The organism is Brevibacillus brevis (assembly GCF_001039275.2).
Classification (GTDB): domain Bacteria; phylum Bacillota; class Bacilli; order Brevibacillales; family Brevibacillaceae; genus Brevibacillus; species Brevibacillus brevis_C.
Genome location: NZ_CP030117.1, coordinates 1484000 through 1502930, shown reverse-complemented (window position 1 = coordinate 1502930; position 18931 = coordinate 1484000). Strand labels below are relative to the sequence as shown.

General features: G+C 45.2%; 17 protein-coding genes. 2 read left to right on the top strand and 15 right to left on the bottom strand.

The window, feature by feature from the left end; translation table 11 throughout:
* The first annotated feature begins 117 nt into the window (after nucleotides 1-117).
* Nucleotides 118-1170: a 2,3-butanediol dehydrogenase gene (locus AB432_RS07735; protein WP_048031768.1), complete on the top strand. Its 1053-nt coding sequence runs from the start codon at nucleotides 118-120 to the stop codon at nucleotides 1168-1170.
* A 150-nt stretch (nucleotides 1171-1320) separates the two neighbouring features.
* Here the strand turns inward: AB432_RS07735 and AB432_RS07730 are convergent, their stop codons facing one another.
* From AB432_RS07730 to AB432_RS07660, 15 genes are all read right to left on the bottom strand, one after another.
* A complete protein-coding gene (locus AB432_RS07730; protein ID WP_048031767.1) occupies nucleotides 1321-2166 on the bottom strand; it encodes a BRB family alpha/beta fold macrolide esterase in 846 nt (281 codons plus the stop codon).
* A gap of 432 nt (nucleotides 2167-2598) precedes the next feature.
* Nucleotides 2599-3000, bottom strand: a complete 402-nt coding sequence (locus AB432_RS07725; protein WP_048031766.1) for a DoxX family protein — start codon at nucleotides 2998-3000, stop codon at nucleotides 2599-2601.
* Nucleotides 3001-3173: 173 nt separating this feature from the next.
* Nucleotides 3174-4409 (bottom strand): HAMP domain-containing sensor histidine kinase, encoded by a 1236-nt coding sequence (locus AB432_RS07720; protein WP_048035731.1) that lies wholly within the window; start codon nucleotides 4407-4409, stop codon nucleotides 3174-3176.
* 4 nt (nucleotides 4410-4413) lie between these two features.
* Nucleotides 4414-5112 carry a response regulator transcription factor gene (locus tag AB432_RS07715; protein WP_048031765.1) on the bottom strand — a complete coding sequence of 233 codons (699 nt, stop codon included), beginning with the start codon at nucleotides 5110-5112 and terminating at the stop codon, nucleotides 4414-4416.
* A 140-nt stretch (nucleotides 5113-5252) separates the two neighbouring features.
* Complete coding sequence (locus AB432_RS07710; protein ID WP_048035730.1) at nucleotides 5253-7235, bottom strand: ABC transporter permease; 1983 nt, start codon at nucleotides 7233-7235, stop codon at nucleotides 5253-5255.
* A 24-nt stretch (nucleotides 7236-7259) separates the two neighbouring features.
* Complete coding sequence (locus tag AB432_RS07705; RefSeq protein ID WP_017250832.1) at nucleotides 7260-7946, bottom strand: ABC transporter ATP-binding protein; 687 nt, start codon at nucleotides 7944-7946, stop codon at nucleotides 7260-7262.
* 26 nt (nucleotides 7947-7972) lie between these two features.
* A complete protein-coding gene (locus AB432_RS07700) occupies nucleotides 7973-8692 on the bottom strand; it encodes a lipoprotein BA_5634 family protein (RefSeq protein ID WP_048031764.1) in 720 nt (239 codons plus the stop codon).
* Nucleotides 8693-8875: 183 nt separating this feature from the next.
* A complete protein-coding gene (locus AB432_RS07695; protein ID WP_048031763.1) occupies nucleotides 8876-9379 on the bottom strand; it encodes a tellurite resistance TerB family protein in 504 nt (167 codons plus the stop codon).
* Nucleotides 9380-9521: 142 nt separating this feature from the next.
* Nucleotides 9522-10904, bottom strand: coding sequence for a TraB/GumN family protein (locus AB432_RS07690; protein ID WP_048031762.1), 1383 nt, complete (start codon nucleotides 10902-10904; stop codon nucleotides 9522-9524).
* 136 nt (nucleotides 10905-11040) lie between these two features.
* Entirely contained in the window at nucleotides 11041-11823 is a 783-nt protein-coding gene (locus AB432_RS07685; protein WP_048031761.1) for an ABC transporter permease, read from the bottom strand.
* The gene (locus AB432_RS07680) at nucleotides 11820-12773 is read right to left on the bottom strand and encodes an ATP-binding cassette domain-containing protein (RefSeq protein ID WP_048031760.1); all 954 of its coding nucleotides are present in this window, start codon (nucleotides 12771-12773) and stop codon (nucleotides 11820-11822) included. Before AB432_RS07680 ends, AB432_RS07685 begins: the two co-directional genes overlap by 4 nt.
* 12 nt (nucleotides 12774-12785) lie before the next feature.
* Complete coding sequence (locus tag AB432_RS07675; RefSeq protein WP_048031759.1) at nucleotides 12786-13595, bottom strand: NAD(P)H-binding protein; 810 nt, start codon at nucleotides 13593-13595, stop codon at nucleotides 12786-12788.
* Between the two features lie 19 nt (nucleotides 13596-13614).
* The gene (locus tag AB432_RS07670) at nucleotides 13615-14514 is read right to left on the bottom strand and encodes a helix-turn-helix transcriptional regulator (protein ID WP_048031758.1); all 900 of its coding nucleotides are present in this window, start codon (nucleotides 14512-14514) and stop codon (nucleotides 13615-13617) included.
* 139 nt (nucleotides 14515-14653) lie between these two features.
* Nucleotides 14654-16162: an S-layer homology domain-containing protein gene (locus AB432_RS07665; RefSeq protein ID WP_048031757.1), complete on the bottom strand. Its 1509-nt coding sequence runs from the start codon at nucleotides 16160-16162 to the stop codon at nucleotides 14654-14656.
* Between the two features lie 124 nt (nucleotides 16163-16286).
* Complete coding sequence (locus tag AB432_RS07660; RefSeq protein WP_048031756.1) at nucleotides 16287-17480, bottom strand: DUF418 domain-containing protein; 1194 nt, start codon at nucleotides 17478-17480, stop codon at nucleotides 16287-16289.
* Nucleotides 17481-17699: 219 nt separating this feature from the next.
* Between AB432_RS07660 and AB432_RS07655 the strand changes: the two genes are divergently transcribed.
* Nucleotides 17700-18908, top strand: a complete 1209-nt coding sequence (locus AB432_RS07655; RefSeq protein WP_235617637.1) for a GDSL-type esterase/lipase family protein — start codon at nucleotides 17700-17702, stop codon at nucleotides 18906-18908.
* Nucleotides 18909-18931: the final 23 nt, after the last annotated feature.

Sequence of the window (18931 nt, the reverse complement as noted above, 5' to 3'; positions counted from 1 at the left end):
GCCTAGGAAATCAAATTGACAAGATGCCAAACCTATGGCATATTGTTTTCGGAAACGTTTCCTATTTTTCTTACTGAATTTCATATAGAATCCAAATCGAACGAGGAGATGGCAGATATGAAAGCATTACGATGGCACGGTTTGAAAGACCTCCGTTTGGAAACCATTTCGGAACCGATTGCATCCAAAGGTAAAGTGAAAATCAGAGTCGAGTGGTGCGGTATTTGCGGAAGCGACTTGCACGAATACGTGGCTGGCCCGATCTTCATCCCACAGGGAGCTGAACATCCGCTTACAGGCGAAAAAGCCCCGATCGTAATGGGACATGAATTTTCCGGACAAGTAGTGGAAATCGGGGAAGGCGTAACCACTATCAAGGTTGGTGATCGCGTCGTTGTCGAGCCGGTTTTCGCTTGCGGAACATGCGCTGCGTGCAGACAAGGCAAATACAATCTTTGTGAAAAAATGGGCTTCCTTGGTTTGGCCGGCGGTGGTGGCGGCTTCTCGGAATACGTGGCTTGCGATGAGCACATGGTCCACAAAATCCCGGACAGTCTCTCTTATGAGCAAGGCGCTCTTGTGGAGCCATCTGCCGTAGCCCTTTATGCAGTTCGTTCGAGTCAGTTGAAAGCTGGTGACAAAGCTGTCGTATTCGGCGCCGGTCCTATCGGCTTGCTTGTCATCGAAGCACTAAAAGCAGCAGGTGCGGCTGAGATTTATGCAGTGGAGCTGTCCCCTGAACGCAAAAACAAGGCAGCTGAGCTGGGCGCCATCGTCATCGATCCAAAAGAATACGACGTAGTCCAGGAAATTCACAACCGGACAAATGGCGGCGCAGATATCGCCTTTGAAGTCACAGGCGTGCCTCCTGTCCTCACGCAAGCCATCGAATCTACCAAAATCGCTGGACAAATCATGATCGTCAGCATCTTCGAAAGAGAAGCGTCAATCAAACCGAATCACATCGTCATGAAAGAGCGCAATATGACAGGCATTATCGGCTACCGTGACGTATTCCCTGCTGTCATCAGCCTGATGGAAAAAGGCTTTTTCCCAGCAGACAAGCTGGTCACACAGCGCATCAAGCTCGACGACATCGTGGAGCATGGTTTTGAAGCCCTGCTGAAAGAGAAAAACCAGGTGAAAATTCTCGTTAGCCCGAGAGCATAAGCGAAAACGATTCCATAAATATCGTGCTGTTTCCTTATTCCGCTACAAAAAACGGAGAGAGTGCAGGGTTACTTCCTGTTTTCCGCTCCGTTTTTTCTTGTTCCCCTCTTCGATTTTTAACCTTGCACTCTGTGAAGAGAAGGAGTGTCATTACGCTTCCTTTTCTTGCGTATGTTTCCAAATCGCTTCGATGACGACATCCCAATCCCCATGTGGAAGCTCATGCCCTGTCCCTTCCAACGTGAGCAAGACTGCTCCCGGAATGGTGTTTGCAAGATGTAAGGCATGCGCGAAAGGGATGAGCAAGTCTTCTGTACCGTGAATCACGAGAGCTGGTACAGCGATTTCCCCTGTCCGCAACAAGTACGGTTCACTGGCCGTCACAAAGGCGTGATTGTTTCTACTCGCATAATGGTTGCTTCTAGCGATATCGATTTGGGTCAATGCCCGAACACGCGCCTCGTCAAAAGGATGCTTGGAGCCGATCAAAACTTTCGAACTCGCCACTGCCGCTGCTAAAACCTCTTGTTCATCCTCCCAATTGATCTCCCCCATCTTGCTGAAAAACTCCATCAGCTTCTCATCGATTGGTGGTAGGCCAGGAGCAAAATTGGACGTTGCGTGCAATGTGATTGTTTGAACTCTTTCAGGATGCCGCAATGCAATCATTTGTGTCAACATTCCGCCCATTGACATACCAACGAAGTGCGCCTGCTGTACGCCGAATGTATCAAGGACGTGAACAGCGTCATCCGCCATATCTTCAAACGTATAACCCGGTTGACCAACCTCGTAGGTCGTGGAGCGTCCGACATCCCGATTATCAAAACGAATAACAAAGCGTCCAGCGTCGGCTATTCGCTGACAAAATTCTTCTTCCCACCAAACCATGGACATCTGGGCTCCCATAATCAGCAAAATCGCCGGATCTGTCGGCTTCCCAAAGCTTTCCGCGCATATTTCCACACCGTTTACTTTTAAAATCTGTTCTGCCATTGTATGTTTTCCTCCTCAACGAATGGAAATAAAAAAACACAGGCTAGGCTGCCTGTGCTTACGTCATCGAAAAAGGAAGAAGAAACGAAAACCACGTACATCAGATGCCAGTATCTGATTGTACAGGATGGATTCCATTCTCTTCACAGATCATGCAAACAGAAGGGGCAGCACGCTTGCCTTCCTCACTCCCATTTGCCCATGATTCAATTGGGTTACCGTAGCGGCAATCCATTTTCCGATTCGTATGCACACAACATAGCCTTTTTGCGCTATTACATCGATTGTGTTGTGCGAATAAAGTATCGAAAAACTATTTTGCCACACGTAACCCTCCGTTCTTGATAAGTTGTGCCCATCCTACCACATGCTTTTTCATCTGTCAACGATTGGCAGTTTCAATGGTTGTTCGTATCCCTTGCTGGCGGTATATCACTTTTCTTCTTTGACCGTGAAAAGCAGTTTTCGCACTCGTTCATCCCGCAGCCACAATCCGCCCCACATCAAAATCGCAAGGTAGACAGCAAACAGCGTATGGGAAAAGAGTGGTGCATCTACACGGATCTGGGTAGCAATGACCCCACCGAAAAATCCAGTTAACAGAAGTGCACCCAAAACTGCTGTCCGTGGTATCGCATACAATACTGTTGATACAAGGGCGAGAATTCCAATCACGCCAATGTGATGCTCCGCATAGCCGAGTACGAGGGTTCCCTCTACGACAGGAGCAGGCTGGATGAGTTTGAATACACCGTCAAAAAGCATAAAAAGAATGACAAGTCCGCTCATAATCCGTGCAATCCACAGTCGTGTTTTTGAAATTTGACTCCGCATGGGTGTCCCACCTTTCATTTTTTCCTAAACAAATCGTAGCACAATCAAAGAGGCGACATTTCTTCTGTATTGCTCTTTTGAGGATCTCCTCATCAGGTCAATAAAAAAGATGACCCCTGGTGAAATTCAGAAGTCATCGTTAAGCATAAGGAACAATTTTATTTCTTCTGTCCCTAAAATTTTATAAAGGTAATTGTAAATTTTGTATAGCTACTTTTCTCACTCTCCACTTTAATCAAGGCATGATGTGCTTCGATAATGGCTTTGACCAGCGCCAATCCAATCCCTGACGAGTCATGCTTCTTTGAACCTCTTGCTTTGTAAAATCGATCGAAAATATGCGGCAATTCCTCAGTTGCAATCCCTTCCCCAAAGTCTTGAATCACCAATTCTGTAAAGATCGGCGTATCTTTGACTTGAATCATGATATTACTATCGGGTTTGGAATGCTCGATCGCATTCTTCAGCAGGTTTAACAAAGCTTCCTGCATCCATAGTTTATCGTGAACAACGATTATTTCCTCCGGAGCATCCCAGTCAATCGACATATGTTTATCACTGATCATGCTCGCCAAACGATCCAATACTTCCTCGATGGTCTCCACCAAATTTGCTGGTTCTTTATCAAATGATATGGCTCTGGCGTCGATTTTCGCTACCTTTAGCAAATTTTGAATCAAGACATTCATTCTCGAGATTTGAACTTCATTGTTTTGCAGTAGTTGAACTTGCTGCTGCCTGGGCAACTCTGCATTCAACATCATTTCATTGTAGATGGATATTGTGGAAAGAGGCGTTTTTAATTGATGGGAGATATCTTGCAGCATTTGTCCTAAAAACTCTTTCTCTTCCAGTAGATCCTGCATGCTTTTTCTAATAATATCTTTCATAGAACGAAAGGAAGCCGCTAGTTTGGCGAGATCCCCTTCTTTATTTTCATTGATGACAACCGAGTAATCCCCATCGATTATTTTTTTGGCTGCGGAAGTAAGTTGTCTAATTTTATGGAAGACCATCTTATGGTGCATATAACTTGCCCCAAACAGCATCAATCCGAAACAAAGCAATCCCCAAATAATAAATTGATTATGGCTGAAAATATGTTGATGTAAAAGCGGAAAAAGCTCTGTTTCCAAATCTTCATATAATCCGTACTGCCTAAATATCTCTCTTCCTTTTTCCTGATACTCACCTGAATCAGAAGTGTGCATCGTTATGACTTTCATAATTTCTGCTTCATTCTCGGGATTTAGTTCAACCAATCTGGCAGTAATTTCACCCCAGCTTGAAATATAATCGCGTTTCAAACCATCATAAAACATTTGATGTGCGATAAACTGGTAAATGGTAAATAGAGATAACAGAACAACTAGTATCGTTATATACCCTTTCCATTCGGTATTCTTCATCATCTTACTCTCTGTTCACATCCTTATTCCACCGATAACCCAATCCCCTTTGGGTGACGATAAACTGTGGATTCTTGGGGTTATCTTCAACTTTGTCTCTTAAACGTTTAATGTATACAGATAACGTGTTTTCATCAAAAAAAGCATCTTCTCCTTCCGATACTTTCATGAGGATCTCATCTCTTTTTAGAGCTTTATGAGGGTTCATCATGAAAGTTAGCAGAAGCTTATATTCTAGATTCGTTAATGGAATATTTTCATGATTTTTATAAGCCTTGATTAGGTTCGTATCGAGTTTTACATTCTCAGACGCTAAGATCATGGGAGAAGTTTCCGACCGCCTTTGTTTGCGCATTTGCACTTTCACTCTGGACATGAGTTCCTTGACTCGAAAAGGTTTCGTAATATAATCGTCCCCACCAATATCCAGACCCATTACCACATTTGCTTCTTCATCCAGGGCGGTTAAAAAAATAATAACCGCTGACTCTTTTTGTTTTTTGAAATGCAGACATAAATCATAGCCGTTTCCATCTGGAAGGCCAATATCGAGGATAGTCAAATCAAAAGTATGTTGATCAAACTCTTGTTTCGCTTCTTTTACGCTAGCGGCTCTGACCACCTCATAACCTTCATTCTTCAATGAAAATTCGATGGCTAGACCGAGAGCCTCATCATCTTCAACAAGCAAAATTTTATTCAAGAAGTCCCCTCCTTTTGACCAATCCGAATAGCCCGACTATCAAATAGCCAGGCCTTTTTCTGTGAAAAACGTCTCAACGCTTTTCATAAAAAGTGGGTGTGACCGCTTGTGGTCAGCAAAACAGTCATGACCGTTTTTTATTATTGTTCCCTGATAATATCGATAATATTATCTTTTTGAATTTTTCTCAGTGGGATCAGAACTGCTAAAAAACTGATGAACAAAGCGGAAACAAACGTAATGATACAAGCTTCATAGGGGATCATCCATTTGATCCTCACGATACCAGAAACAGCCAAATAGATAATATAAGAAAGTATACAACCGAAAAAGATCCCTTGCAAACTTCCCGAAAAACCGTAAATCAGCGCTTCATAGATGATCATTTTTTTCAAATCCCTTTGCGACATGCCTATGGATTTTAACGCAGCCAATTCTTTTCGCCTGATGATAATGCTGATCGTAATCGTATTGAGGATATTCAGACTGCCAATCAAAGAAATGACCGCAATAAAACTATAAACCAGCACTTTTATTACCAGCTCTGAATCCCTCTTTACTTTATTCTCATCCATGTGATTCGCAATGGTAATGGAGTGTTTGATTCCGACAGTCTGCTTGATGTCAGCAACAGTAGCAGAAGACTGAGTCGTATCCTTCAAATTGATTTCAAAACGGTCGTCCTGTTCCTTCACTTCGGAAATATTTTCAAGCGACTTCAATCGCTCCAAAATTTGCTGTCTTTCTAAGGAAGAATCCTCTTTATCCTGTTCCAGATAGATGGTCAGATCCGATGTAGCGGATAAATTTTTCACATATTTAGATGCAAAGGCGATATCCATCAAAGACGAGAAAGTAATAAACAATACGCTGGATATAATGATGGATAGAATCGTAATGGTATAACGATTTTTATTTCTTTTGACATTTTTCAAGGCCAGGCTCAAAGGAAAAGAGAAAGGCTTTTTCAACACATTTTTGTTATGTTTTTTGATCGCCTCTTTCTTAATGGATAACCTGCTGCTGATTGCCAGCAAAGGGGATATTCTGCCAGCAAAAAAAGCCGGGTAATAACTGGACCCTAAGACGGCCGTCAGGGTAATGATCGAACTGATGAATAAAATCTGCCAATCGATATGAAAAAAAGAAACACCTGCACTATCTTCTAAAAGGATCGAGAAAATGAATTGAAGAGCAGCAACCGCTAATATGCTGCATACTAGCCCAATCGGTATGGCGATGACAGCCATCACAACAGCTTCTCTCATCACGATTTGTCTAATTTGCTTTCGTGTAGCACCGATGCTTCGGAGCAAGCCGAATTGCTTCATCCGCTCTACAACGCTGATTTGAAAAGCATTGTAAATCACAACAACCGTCGCGATCACAACAATACTGACGACAATGACGAGCATGGCGAAAATCGATTGGTTCGATCCCGGTTTCAAAACTTTGATCAATTCGTCATTGATCACAATATTCTCGTCTTGCGTAAGTGATTTTATTTCCTCTACAACCTCTTGAAAGTCCGCTTTCTCGTTTATTTCGAGTAAAATCCTGCCTTCGCCAATAGCGAAATCACGTTTATAGGTTAAGAAACGGCCCACTTTATTCTTCTGAGTGAACGCGCGATTATCCAGCAAACCAACCAGTTGATAGGTTTTACCATCCAATTCAAATGAGTCGCCGATCTGAAGACCCTTTTTTATAAAAGGAAGCACCCATGAATCGACAACTGCTTCCTGATCATTGGTTGGTAATTTACCATCAGCGAGGCTGTACGTTAAAAACTCCAAGGCGCGATGATCGGCGAAATTCATTTGCACCGAAACTTCTCCAACTGGCACAATGTTGCCTTGAGACATCAAACCAAACGATTCAATCTGGGGATTATATTTGATTTTATTTAATAACGCATTATCGTAATTGGAAATACCGACATGAAAAGAATGCCCGTTTATCTTTTTAATGTTCTCGATTTGGGAGATTTGTGATCCTTTCATAAAAAGGCCGATCGTGGAAATTAACGCTACAGAGAGTATGATACCAACCAAGGTCAAAATGGTTCGTTTTATATTTCCTTTTAAATACTTGCTGCTTAATTGTTTATAACTGCTGATCAAAATCATTCACCCCCAGTCTTTTGGCTAATTCGCAGCAAGCCGTTGATCTGAAATGATCGCACCGTCTTCTATCGTAATAACACGGTCAGAAGCCGATGCAATGGTAAGATCGTGCGTAATCAATACGATGGTTTGATTGTATTTTTTTGCAGTCAATCTTAATAAATCCATGACTTCCTTCGTATTTCGCGTATCCAGATTACCTGTGGGTTCATCCGCCAGAATCAAATGCGGCCGATTAATTAAGGCCCTACCGATGGAAACTCGTTGCTGTTGGCCACCCGATAGTTCGGAAGGCAAGTGGTCTTTTCGTTCATGGAGCCCCAGGATTTCAATAATTTCATCCAAATACGTCATATCGATCGGTTCGTCGTCCAATAACATGGGCAACGCGATATTTTCCTGGACATTCAATACGGGAATTAAATTAAAGAACTGAAAAATAAACCCGACTTTTCTTCTTCTGAATATCGAAAGCTCATCATCTGTATAATCATAAAGATTATGGTCCCCAATAAATACTTGCCCTGAACTTGGCCGATCCAACCCTCCTAAAATATGCAGCAGTGTACTTTTTCCAGAGCCGGAAACACCTACGATTGAGACAAACTCTCCTTGCTGAATAGAAAGGTCAATCCCTTTTAACGCATCTACCCTGTTGTTGCCTTCCCCATAACTTTTTACTACGTTTTCCATCCGTACAACTTCCATACAGTTCATCCTCTCATCACTCAAACTCAATCTTGTACATCTACAAAATTTACTTTGTCTGCGCTATCTGCATAAACGTTCCCGATTTCCTGTAAGACCTGGTTCACGTTATCTTTATTCTTATAATCGAAGCCGCCATTTCTAAACTGGATCAAGGAGAGCGTTGACTCTGCTTCAGTTAATTGGTTGTAAGTTTTGTCGTCAACAATAACAAGATCCGCTTGTGGTATATACCCGATCCACATTTGATGGTTCACATACGCTACAGGTACCATCTGACCGTTCAAATCGATTTGGTTATTCTTCATGTCTGCATCACTTATAGAGTAAAACAGATTTTGACCATTCGATAATTCTTTGATGCTGGTAACAGGGACTGAAATAATAGACATGCTGTCTGGATCTTGTCTGGCTCTGAGAATCCCCTTCTTGACGAATTGCTCAGCTGTAGATCGATTCACAACCGAATACTTAATATCTCGGCTATCAAATTCTTGACCCGTTTCTTTCTGACCTTGCTCTGTCAATTTCGTGATTTTTGTTGTTGTAACCAATTTCAGTTTATAGTCGCTTGTATGTTTGGTGTTATCTTTATACAACTCTTTGACCTTATTCGTATCTTTCTCTGTGCCGATAACGAGAACTCCATTGACCGGTTGCGATGGACCTTCTACATATCGTTTTACGCCAAACCCTATGCCTACAAAAAGAGCGATAACCAACACGAAACCTATTATTTTTTTCATCTGAACATCTCCTTGAAAATGATTTATGTCTGGATTATAGACGAGACTCTCATGCAAATGAATGACTCCTATCTAACGATTTCGCCCTCTCTCTTACATTTTAGTAAGAAATCAAATAAAAAGGCTGTCCCTCAGTCATTGTTCATGACTTTTGGGACAGCCTCTTTACATTCGTATAAAAGATTAAACAGGAAGCGTCACTCTGTAACCTGGTTGGTTCTTAGGATGGTTTTGATTCACGAACACACCACGGTCATTTTTCAACACGATCACTTCAAAGAATGGACGGAAACGATCTTCCGAAATACCAAATGCAGTCAAGAACTTGCCAAACAGCTCTTGCTCTTCACGCTCAGGTTGGCCATCTGCCAGGGAGGAATCAATCAGGTTAACCAGGATGCACATTTTTTGAGCATCTGTGAGCAATGGAGTTACTTCGCTCAGGAATTTCTCGATGGAGTTATTGCGTGTATATTTCATTGCGTTATCGAGCAACTGTCTGTTATTAGCACCGACACCAATCACGCCGTTGCTTTCTTCGCCGCCCAATACAGCAAGCAATTGACCGATTTCCTCGTGGTCCATTTCTCCATCTGATTTCATCATGTAGAGCAAGGAACATGCGAATCCAAAATGAGGGGTCATTTCTTCCCCTTTGTCTGTCTTAAACATATCAAACAAGCCCACGCAAAATACCTCCTATGTATGCCAAGATAGTATAATTTTACTATTCGCTGGATATTGTTAGCAACACTTGTCAGGGTAAGCAATTTTTCAGCAAACAAAAAAGAAGTGCCAGCCTGCGTGCCGACACTTCCTATTCTAGCTCTTATTGCAATTGTTGTACGTGATAGCCCTTGGCTTTCAAATGATCGATAACCATACCTTTCATCGAGAAGTGGGCAGCACCGACCACGACGAATGAAGTCGTTTCCCCTTCTTTCTCCAACACTTCTGCCAGTTTCATAGCCATGTTTTTGTCTCGCTCACCGAGCAGACGCTGATTCACTTCGCCTTCACCGAAATCACCATGCGTCGTCATGATCTGGGTAAAGCCATTCAGATCTCCTTCTACCCATTCTGTCTGCATGTCTTTTAAGAGCTTTGCGCTTTCCTCCAGCCCTTTTTCGGCCATAGCGCTATCTAAAATGATGTTCAATTCTTTCTCCTGCTGTTCTGCCGGGACACCGGACAGCAAGTCTGCTTGCAGCTTAATCCCTTCCAGCTCGTTGATCGGCTTCTCATCCAGCATCGCCTTCGTCAGGAAGTATCTGTCGATTCCGGATAGCATCGCAAACTGAACATCCGTTTCACTGTCTACGTAGCCAAGCGTTGGCACAGACAACGAAACAGCAAACGGCTTGTAGGCGTCAAAAGAATTGGCTGGTAGTTGCAGCTTGGCAAGTAATGTTTGCACCTTTTGGTACGTCTCAGCGGATACATGGTCCTTCAATGTGGTGCCATCCGTATATACCATCTTTTGTGTTAGATAGTCATTGTCACCGTTGATAATATCGGCTTCCACCCACAGTTCATCCGACTCTTCATACGCTTCCCGGATGTCTTTTTGCATCGGGTACATATCTGCGATTCCCATGTGAATCGAGCCAAGCAAGTACATGGTGTTTTTGCCGTTGGTCACTTTCCACATGAGACCTTCGGCACCGCCACCCACCGTATCGTATGCGAACTCGACCAGTCGGCTCGCCATCACCGTCGCTTGTTCAACCGTGCTTGGCTGATTCAAATCGAGACCTGTGCTCGTCCCTTTGACCAGGCCTTTTTTCTTCATGTAGTCAATCGGGTTACCCCCGGTCATTTCGAACGCTGCTGGCAATTCGTAGTTCGCCAAAAGTTTGTACAAAGAAGTAATGACTGCTTCTCTCGTAATGACCTTATCAGTCGGAGTGGACAAAGAAACGTTCTTTTTCTTCAGTCCCAGAAGATCCAGCTTTTTCTCTGTTCCTTCCATCAAGGTAAGAAACTTGTCAGCAGGAATCGATTGTTGAAAAGAACCGTCTTCATACCACGCCAGTGGAAAAATTCCGTATTTCTCCCCATCGTTCAACGTTGTTACCGACCAAGGACTGATTATGGGAGCTACGGGAGTCTGCCCGTGGGCTGGAAGCACATACCCTAGCAAAAGCGCCAAACTGAGTGCACCTGTACCCGCCAAGCGAGTCAGTTTGCTCCAGCGTTTGTTTAGTTTCATGAAACTTTCTCCTCTCGATTCTAAGCTGAATGATTTTATGCCATTCTATCTTAGTGGTAGATTATACCACAATTTTCACTATACATAAAAAGCATCGACAAATTGATCGTCGACGCTTTTCCTATGAATCCGCACGTTATCGATTGGGTTTAGTCAAATAAAGACGCATTGTTAACGGAGCAAAGATGACAATCAGAAGTAGACATAATCCGATTCCAACCAAAACATCAGACAGATTAGCTGTTCCCCCCATCAATCCTCGAACCGTCCCTACTGCGATACTGATCGGGTTGAGATTGACGATTGTCCCCATCCATTTTGGCATGGTGGAAGAATCTACGAAGATCGTGCTGGCAAAAAGCAATGGGTAGACAAAAAACATACTTGAACCTGATACCGTCTCCGGTCGCTTTGCCAAAATACCGATCATGGAAAAAATCCAGCTCACACTAAAGGCGAAGAAAATGAGATACAACATCGCGAGTGTCGCACCAACTATGCCGCCTTCTGGACGAAACCCAAGCAGCATTCCTGTCCCAAAGGCGACGAGTATCGCAATCGTATAACGTAGTCCATCTGTCAGTAATGGACCGATGACAGACGCTGGCTGCCAAAAGGGCATGGTACGAAAACGGTTATAGACGCCCTTCGCAATATCCTGACAGATGGTCGTCCCGCTATAGACCGTCATCGGAAGGATGGTCAACACAAGCACACCTGGCAGAAAAAACTGGAGATACGCTGCCGTAGAACCAGCGATGGCTCCACCGAACAAATAAGTAAAAATAAGCAGCATCATCACAGGTGAGAGGACCGCATCCATACAAAATATGAAAAGGTTGTTCTGTGTGTTTTGCCATGTGCGCCACATAAAGATGCGGATCGCCGCAAAGGTACTGAGCGTATGACTTGCGTTCATAGGATGGCCTCCTTCTTTTCGGCATGAGTCAGGGCCAAAAACACCTCTTCCAGACTCGGGTCACTCAGGGAAAAATCCTCGATAGAAACATCATTAGCCAGCAGCATCCCGATTGCTTGGTTTGCCAGACTCGCTTCTTTTACCGGGATTCTTAAAACATGCGGGTCATCTTGATCTGGATAAATCGGCAATCGAAGATGTTCTTCCAAAAGACGGCTTGTCCATTCCTTGTTCAGATGTTCGGTCAATCGAACCGTCAACGTCTTTCCACCCACCGAGGCTTTTAACAGCTCAGGTGTCCCTTCTGCAATCATCATTCCTTTATCGATCACCGCGATCCGGTCTGCTAACTGATCGGCTTCTTCGAGATATTGAGTCGTTAATAGCACAGTGGTACCTGATTTCAAAAGCGTACGAACGACTTCCCATACTTGTTGCCGACTTTGCGGGTCGAGACCCGTAGTAGGCTCATCCAGAAAAATAAGCTCCGGCTGCGTGAGGACGCTAGCGGCGATATCTAATCGTCGCCGCATCCCACCAGAATAATTTTCTACCGTACGATCCATGGCATCTGCAAGCCCAAAGGTATGAAGCAGCTCGCTTGCTTTTGTACGGGCCTCCCTCGCAGAGTAGCCAAACAATCTGCCAATCAGGATCAAATTTTGCAATCCGGTTAATCCTTCATCCAGGGCAGCAAACTGTCCCGTCAGGCTAATTTTCTTGCGCACAGCCTGCGCGTTTTTCACAATATCGCATCCGGCTACCAACGCTGTTCCTCCGTCTGGCGCAAGGAGCGTGGAAAGCATATGGATGGTTGTCGTTTTTCCAGCGCCATTCGGGCCGAGCAAAGCGAACAGCTCCCCTTTTTTTACATGCAGGTCAATTCCTTTGACCACCTCTTGATCCCCAAACGATTTCCTGAGCTTCGTGACTTCAATGGCATATGACATAGCGGCCTCTCCTTATTCAAAATAGCTTTTATGTTCGGATGTCCATTCGGCAAACGTTCTTGCAGGCTTTCCGGTCACTTGCTCCACCGTGGGCAAGACCGTGTAGCCCACTTCAGGTGGATTTTTGCCCATGGCTACGAAAAAGTCGATATCTCCCTCTTCATAGCCCTGATCTCTCCAATTCTGTCGCGCCTGCTCCTCCGTAAGCTCTTCAAATCGAATTTCTCTCTCTAAAATTTTCGAAATTATCTGAACTGATTCAATGCGTGTAATCGCCTCTGGTCCCGTAAGAAAATAACTTTGCGCATGGTGTCCCGATTCAAGCAATGCCACCACAGAAACACTCGCGATATCTGCTTCGTGTACTTTGGCGCTTAAAGCATTGCCAAAAGGCTCCCGCACGACTCCCTCCAAACGAATCGATTCCTGCCAATCGACAATCGCATTGGACATGAATTCCACAGGCTTCAGGAGAGTCCATTCCATCCCACTGTTTGCCAATGCTTCTTCTAAAGGCCCTTCGGTGGCACTCACCAATACGGATACGCGCTTCACACCAGCTCTTTCCGCCATTTCGACTACCTTCGGATCGGTTTGAAAGGTGTAGCTAGATGCAAGTAAGTGCAGAGCCGTTACACCTTGCAGTGCTGCTTCCAAGCTCTCCGGTATAGTAAGGTCCCCTGCTACCACCTCTACTCCCGCTGGCAGGTCGGCTTTTTCCGGATTTCGCGAAATAGTACGCACCTTGACTCCTTTTTTCAAAAGCTGATCCACCACATGTCTCCCTACCGTCCCTGTTGCACCCGTTACTAAAATCGTCATGTTATACATCCTCCTCAAATTATTGGTAGCGTTGCTGAATCTGTTTGATTTCTTTCAATAGGTCTTCCTTTAAGTCGTCAGGGGAAATAATCTCCACCTTTGATCCATAACTTAATACGACTGAAACCGCGTAGTCTCGCTTATAAAAGACTTTGTGCAAATCGATATGCGTACCGTGATGTGTGCATTCTCCCGGGAATTGCTCCAACACACGCAGCCCTACGGACGGATCAAAACGGAGATGCGCGAGTGTCCCTTCAAAGTCTTGCGTTTCTTCTTCGTCCTGGCTTGTCTGGTCAATTCTTGGTTGAAAAATGATTTCTGTCACCTCAAGAGCGGTCATCCTGGAAAGGCGGAAGATTCGATTGGCCTGACGCAACAAGCAATACGCCTGAAGATACCACGCTCCACGCTCCCAAAATAGACAGAGCGGCTCTACTCGTCTCTCTGAGACCGTACCTGATGCACTCACATAAAAGAAAGTCGTGACTCGATTTTGCTGGATCGCCTCTGAAAGCGGGTGAATAGTGGCCTTTTCATCTTCTACCGTACTCAGGTTAAAAATGATCGACTCGTTATTTCCCCCATTCAGTAGAGCAGGCTGCAGGCTGCCCAGCTTCTGAACAAGTGTTGTATATTTTCCTCCGATAGCTCCTTCCGTACTTTTTAAAAGATTGTATATGACCGAAAAGTCTTTCACAGAGAAGTGCTGCTTCGTTAGGAAGAAACCTTCCATCAGCTCGAATCCACCATCTGCTCCCGTGAATGAAACGACGGGAATGCCAGCTTGATTAATTAACTCGACATCACGATAAATCGTTCGAACAGAGACCTCAAACCTGGCGGCAAGCTCTGTTGCTGTCACCCGTTTTTTCGACATCAACTCTATTGTGATGGCAAGTAATCGATCCAGCTTCATCTGTTTACACTCCTCATGTTCATCACCTATTCGGTAACTGTCATCATCATAATGCACGAATCCTGACATCATGTGTGTCAGGATTATAAAAAAACTCACCCTCTTATTTTACAGGAGGGTGAGTCCTTTTTCGAAATCGTTACTTAATGGATGCTTCTTCAATTTCTTTATACGCCCAATGACCAGGTACGACGTCCGGCCATCTTTGCGGGCCAACTTGATTCTGCGGCACGCGATTCAGCACGCGATTGAGAATCGTCACAGCTTCGGCACGAGTCAGCGCTTTCTCTGGCTGGAAGGTACCGTCGGGATAACCTGTCATGTACCCTTTTGCAACAACCGCTGCAATGATTGGAGATGACCAGTGATTTCCCCTCACATCAAAAAAGACAGTACCCCCGCCCGCACCTTGCAAGGCCTTATACTTGTAGATGACCGCGGCTATTTCCGCTCGGGTAATGTTGGCAGATGGACGGAATGTGCCATCCGGGTAGCCGTTCATCATACCCGCTGCACTTACTTGATGAATCGGATTCACTGCCCAGTAGTTGTCGGCTACATCGAAGAACCTTCCCTTACTCGCAGAAGACTGGCTCACCATTTCAGCGTTCAGTAAAATGGCAGCTATCTCCGCGCGTGTCACCGTACGATCCGGTTGAAACGTTCCGTCAGGATAGCCATTGATATAGCCACGTTGGCTCTTACTTTTTATATTGGTTGCAGGGAGAACCACTTTCTTATCTGTAGGGCTACCGCCAGTGAAAAAGATGGTTGTCGGCGTGTTATAGGAACCCTTCCTACTGTCTTTATCCCGATCCCGACCTCTGTCTCGATCATCATCCTCTAGATTTCTCCATGCTTTTCTCAAATCGTACAGAGCATCATCTACTTCAGACTGCGTAGCATGTGGATCGTCAATGACATCCCACGCTTGTTCAAGCGCATCTTCCAATTTGCGCCAGCTCGATCTGGTGTAGTCGTCTTCATCCAAGTCTTTGTCCTCGATCTCTCTCGCTTTGGCCCTCAGCTCTCTTTTATAGACCGCGTCATCTTGAATCTTCAAATCTTGTCTCGCTTTGATCAGTTTCTCAAGGGTAACATCTACGACAGGCTGGCTCGCATGCGGATCATCCAGCACAAAGTAAGCCTGCCCCAGTCTATCCTGTAGCTCTTTCCAACTGGCCCTCGTGTAATCTTTTTCTTGCAGCTTTTCCACTGCAATTTCCTCTACTTTCGTTTGCAGTTTGCTCTTGTCGACTGTACCTTCCTGCTTCTTCAGCCCTTCTCTTGCTAGGACTAACACGGACAAGGCACCATCGATTTCTGCTTGGGTGACGTTTGGCTTCGTCAGTACGGCTTTTGCAGCATCCAACGCATACGCAAGCTTTCTCCAGCTATCGGGTGTATATTTTTCCTGGATTAAATTCTCGGCGTTAATTTCATTGACTTTTTCTTGTAAGTGACGAAGATCTACAGTGGTTTCTACCGCGGCAGGTGTTTCCTCTGCACTTGCTACTTGGCTTACAGGCACGAATATGCCTGCTTGGAAGATCAAGCAAAAGAGGCTAAAGAAAACAAGACTCCTTACTGCTCTTGGAAAACGTCCCAATTCCCATCCTCCGTTCTTTACGATGACCCATCCGATCATCTTTTTCCAACCATTTACAGTATATGATGGAGACCGATAAGAGGATTCATATTTTTAGAGGCCAAAAACCAAACAAAAAACCAAGTAGCCAATAGAGCAGCTTCTTGGTTTTTATTTTTTGGCGCTAAGCAGAAATAGGTTTTTCCGGGCGTTGCTTTGTCTTGCCCGAGATTGAAAAATTCGTCCACATACGCAACAGTCGTTCGACTGGGCCATAACGGAACCGTTTTAGATACAACGGGCTTGCGAAAAGCTGTCCCACATAAATCACGATCGCTAATCCGCAACCAGCCAATACCCCGATTTTCCCGAACCATCCGAGGCCATAGCCATAAAAAATCGTCGTACAAATGACGGTTTGCAAAAGGTAATTCGTTAAGGAGAGTTTCCCCACGGCCTGAAACCTTGGCAGCCAAGTTGATTCTGTGCTTTTGGAAAAGAACCAAACAAAGGCGAAGATGTAACCGATGGCAAGAATGGTTCCTCCCGATAACTCACCGACGCCACTCAACCAAGTTCCCGGCAGAAACGCATGCAGCGCTTTTAACAAAAGTCCCGCTGGCAAGAAGATCAGCATGTTTCGGAGATACGAGGTTCGTTCTTCCTCTGGCTTCTCGAACCAACGGCGCTTCGCAGCATACATCCCAAGGAACATGGGTGCGCTCATAAGTGGCGCAATCAACAATAAAGCAATCATCATGTATTCTGGCAAACCAAGCGGATCTTCACTGCTTCTGTGATGGACGATCTCCTCGTATGTACCCGTGCCATAGACGGTCATGGTTTTGACCACATACGCTTCCATACGGGCTGGATCGGTAATACCCGCAGGATCATTCGGATCTTCTGGAGTAAACCCCATTAAGCTGATGAGACAGAGTAAGACAATCCCCCAAATGAGCAGTGTTTTCGGTTTGCGGTTCATGAACAGCAACAGAAAAAAGCCCATCATGCCATAAAACCCTAAGATATCCCCTTCCCATAGGAAATACGAATGAAGGAAACCAAGTCCGATCAGCATCAAAAACCTGCGGGTAAGGTAGCGTTTTTGCCTCAAGCCTTTGGCAGCCAAGCTTTGCTGCATCTTGATCATGCCAAAACCAAACATAAAAGTAAAAATCGGCATAAAGCTGCCTTCCACAAATATTTTCACAAGCTTGTAAGCAGTCATTTCATAATCGGGGAGGGCGTATAAATCCATTTCTTGGCTTCCCCAAATCCCATACTGGAAAATCAGCATATTCGCCATCAAAATCCCTATTAAACTAAATCCTCGCAAGCCATCGATGATGCGAACGCGATTCTGCTTTAGCTCCATGACTATCACCTCAAGCCTGATTGTAACGAGCTAAGCTTAATGGCTTCTAAATCGCACCTTATCGTTACCTTAATTTTACATTCACCATAGCTTGCGTATGGTGGACGATCAGGAGAACTTCAATCGCCTGCACCTGATATTGATCTCGTCTGCACCCGATATTGATTTCTCTATTCTATGATATGGCTATCTTGTAAGAAGGAGTTATTGTGTATGAAAATGGTACAACGATGGGTAAGTATTTTTCTGTCAGCGGCGATACTATCGGCCCTCGTCGCCTGTGGTGCAGCCGACGACAAGGGGCAGACTCAGCTCGCTACGACGCAGGCGCCCGCAGGCAGCGTTCAGGAGTTGTTTGGCAGCAGCTTGTTCGTAGGCGACTCCATTATCGGAGGACTGACGAACGATGACCTGCTGCCTGAAGCGAACGTTATGGGGGGATTGGGTGCAACGGTCCAATCTACACTGGACAACATCGAAGAGATCACGAGCCGCAAGCCGTCGCATGTGTTCCTATCAATGGGACAGAACGATCTCGATGAACCGTCCGAGGAAGCGAAGAAGACGTTCGTACAGAAATACACTCAACTGGTCGATCGTATAAGGGAACTGCTGCCTGCGACGCGTGTCTACGTGCTGTCGATTACGCCGGTAGATGCCGCATCACCGTTCGGTGCGTCCATGAACCCGCAGATCGAATCATTCAACGCAGCCCTGCAAAAGATGGCGAAGGAGAAGGGAATAGACTACATTGACCTTGCCCCCCTTTTCCAACAGCACAAGATTCAATACGATGAAGACGGCTCTCATTTCACGAACGCATTCTACCCAATCCTGCTGAGCTATTTAAAGGAGCGAACGGATCTGGCCAATCAGGCGTGCGGTCCGGCAATCACCGATACGAACGAAGCCTACAAAACAGCGTTCAAGCACAGTGTTTTCCTGGGGGATTCCATCCTGGGGGCGTTGTCCTATCTGAACAAAGTGGATACGGCGAATGTCATCGCCCCGAGCGGCGCGACGCTCTCTCTCGCACTCATGAATGTCGAGAAACTCGCCAGCCGGGCGCCAGAGCATGTATTCATTCTGCTGGGCAGCAATGACATTACATTGTCGGACAAGCAGGAATTCGTCAAGAGCTATCGCCAACTGATCGACAGCATCCGGAACAAGCTGCCGAAGGCCAAGCTCCACATCCTCTCGATCCCGCCAGTCGCCGAGGAAACCCGGAAGCAAGTGCCGCAGTATGCGAACATCACGGACTTCAACCAAGCGCTTGAACAGTTGGCCGATGAAGTCAAAGTCGATTACGTGGACTTGTCACCCGTCTTCGCCGCCAACAAAATCCAATACGCGGACAACGGCGTTCACTTCAAACCACATTTCTATCCGCTGCTCCTGGACTACTTGAAGGGGCTTGTACAGTAAGCAAATGGCCGGTTAGTTGGCAA

Excerpts from the sequence above, each read along its gene's own strand:
- AB432_RS07735 (WP_048031768.1), top strand. The coding sequence starts at position 118 with ATGAAAGCATTACGATGGCACGGTTTGAAAGACCTCCGTTTGGAAACC.
- AB432_RS07730 (WP_048031767.1), bottom strand. The coding sequence starts at position 2,166 with ATGGCAGAACAGATTTTAAAAGTAAACGGTGTGGAAATATGCGCGGAA.
- AB432_RS07725 (WP_048031766.1), bottom strand. The coding sequence starts at position 3,000 with ATGCGGAGTCAAATTTCAAAAACACGACTGTGGATTGCACGGATTATG.
- AB432_RS07720 (WP_048035731.1), bottom strand. The coding sequence starts at position 4,409 with ATGAAGAATACCGAATGGAAAGGGTATATAACGATACTAGTTGTTCTG.
- AB432_RS07705 (WP_017250832.1), bottom strand. The coding sequence starts at position 7,946 with ATGGAAGTTGTACGGATGGAAAACGTAGTAAAAAGTTATGGGGAAGGC.
- AB432_RS07700 (WP_048031764.1), bottom strand. The coding sequence starts at position 8,692 with ATGAAAAAAATAATAGGTTTCGTGTTGGTTATCGCTCTTTTTGTAGGC.
- AB432_RS07690 (WP_048031762.1), bottom strand. The coding sequence starts at position 10,904 with ATGAAACTAAACAAACGCTGGAGCAAACTGACTCGCTTGGCGGGTACA.
- AB432_RS07685 (WP_048031761.1), bottom strand. The coding sequence starts at position 11,823 with ATGAACGCAAGTCATACGCTCAGTACCTTTGCGGCGATCCGCATCTTT.
- AB432_RS07680 (WP_048031760.1), bottom strand. The coding sequence starts at position 12,773 with ATGTCATATGCCATTGAAGTCACGAAGCTCAGGAAATCGTTTGGGGAT.
- AB432_RS07675 (WP_048031759.1), bottom strand. The coding sequence starts at position 13,595 with ATGACGATTTTAGTAACGGGTGCAACAGGGACGGTAGGGAGACATGTG.
- AB432_RS07670 (WP_048031758.1), bottom strand. The coding sequence starts at position 14,514 with ATGAAGCTGGATCGATTACTTGCCATCACAATAGAGTTGATGTCGAAA.
- AB432_RS07665 (WP_048031757.1), bottom strand. The coding sequence starts at position 16,162 with ATGATCGGATGGGTCATCGTAAAGAACGGAGGATGGGAATTGGGACGT.
- AB432_RS07660 (WP_048031756.1), bottom strand. The coding sequence starts at position 17,480 with ATGGAGCTAAAGCAGAATCGCGTTCGCATCATCGATGGCTTGCGAGGA.
- AB432_RS07655 (WP_235617637.1), top strand. The coding sequence starts at position 17,700 with ATGGTACAACGATGGGTAAGTATTTTTCTGTCAGCGGCGATACTATCG.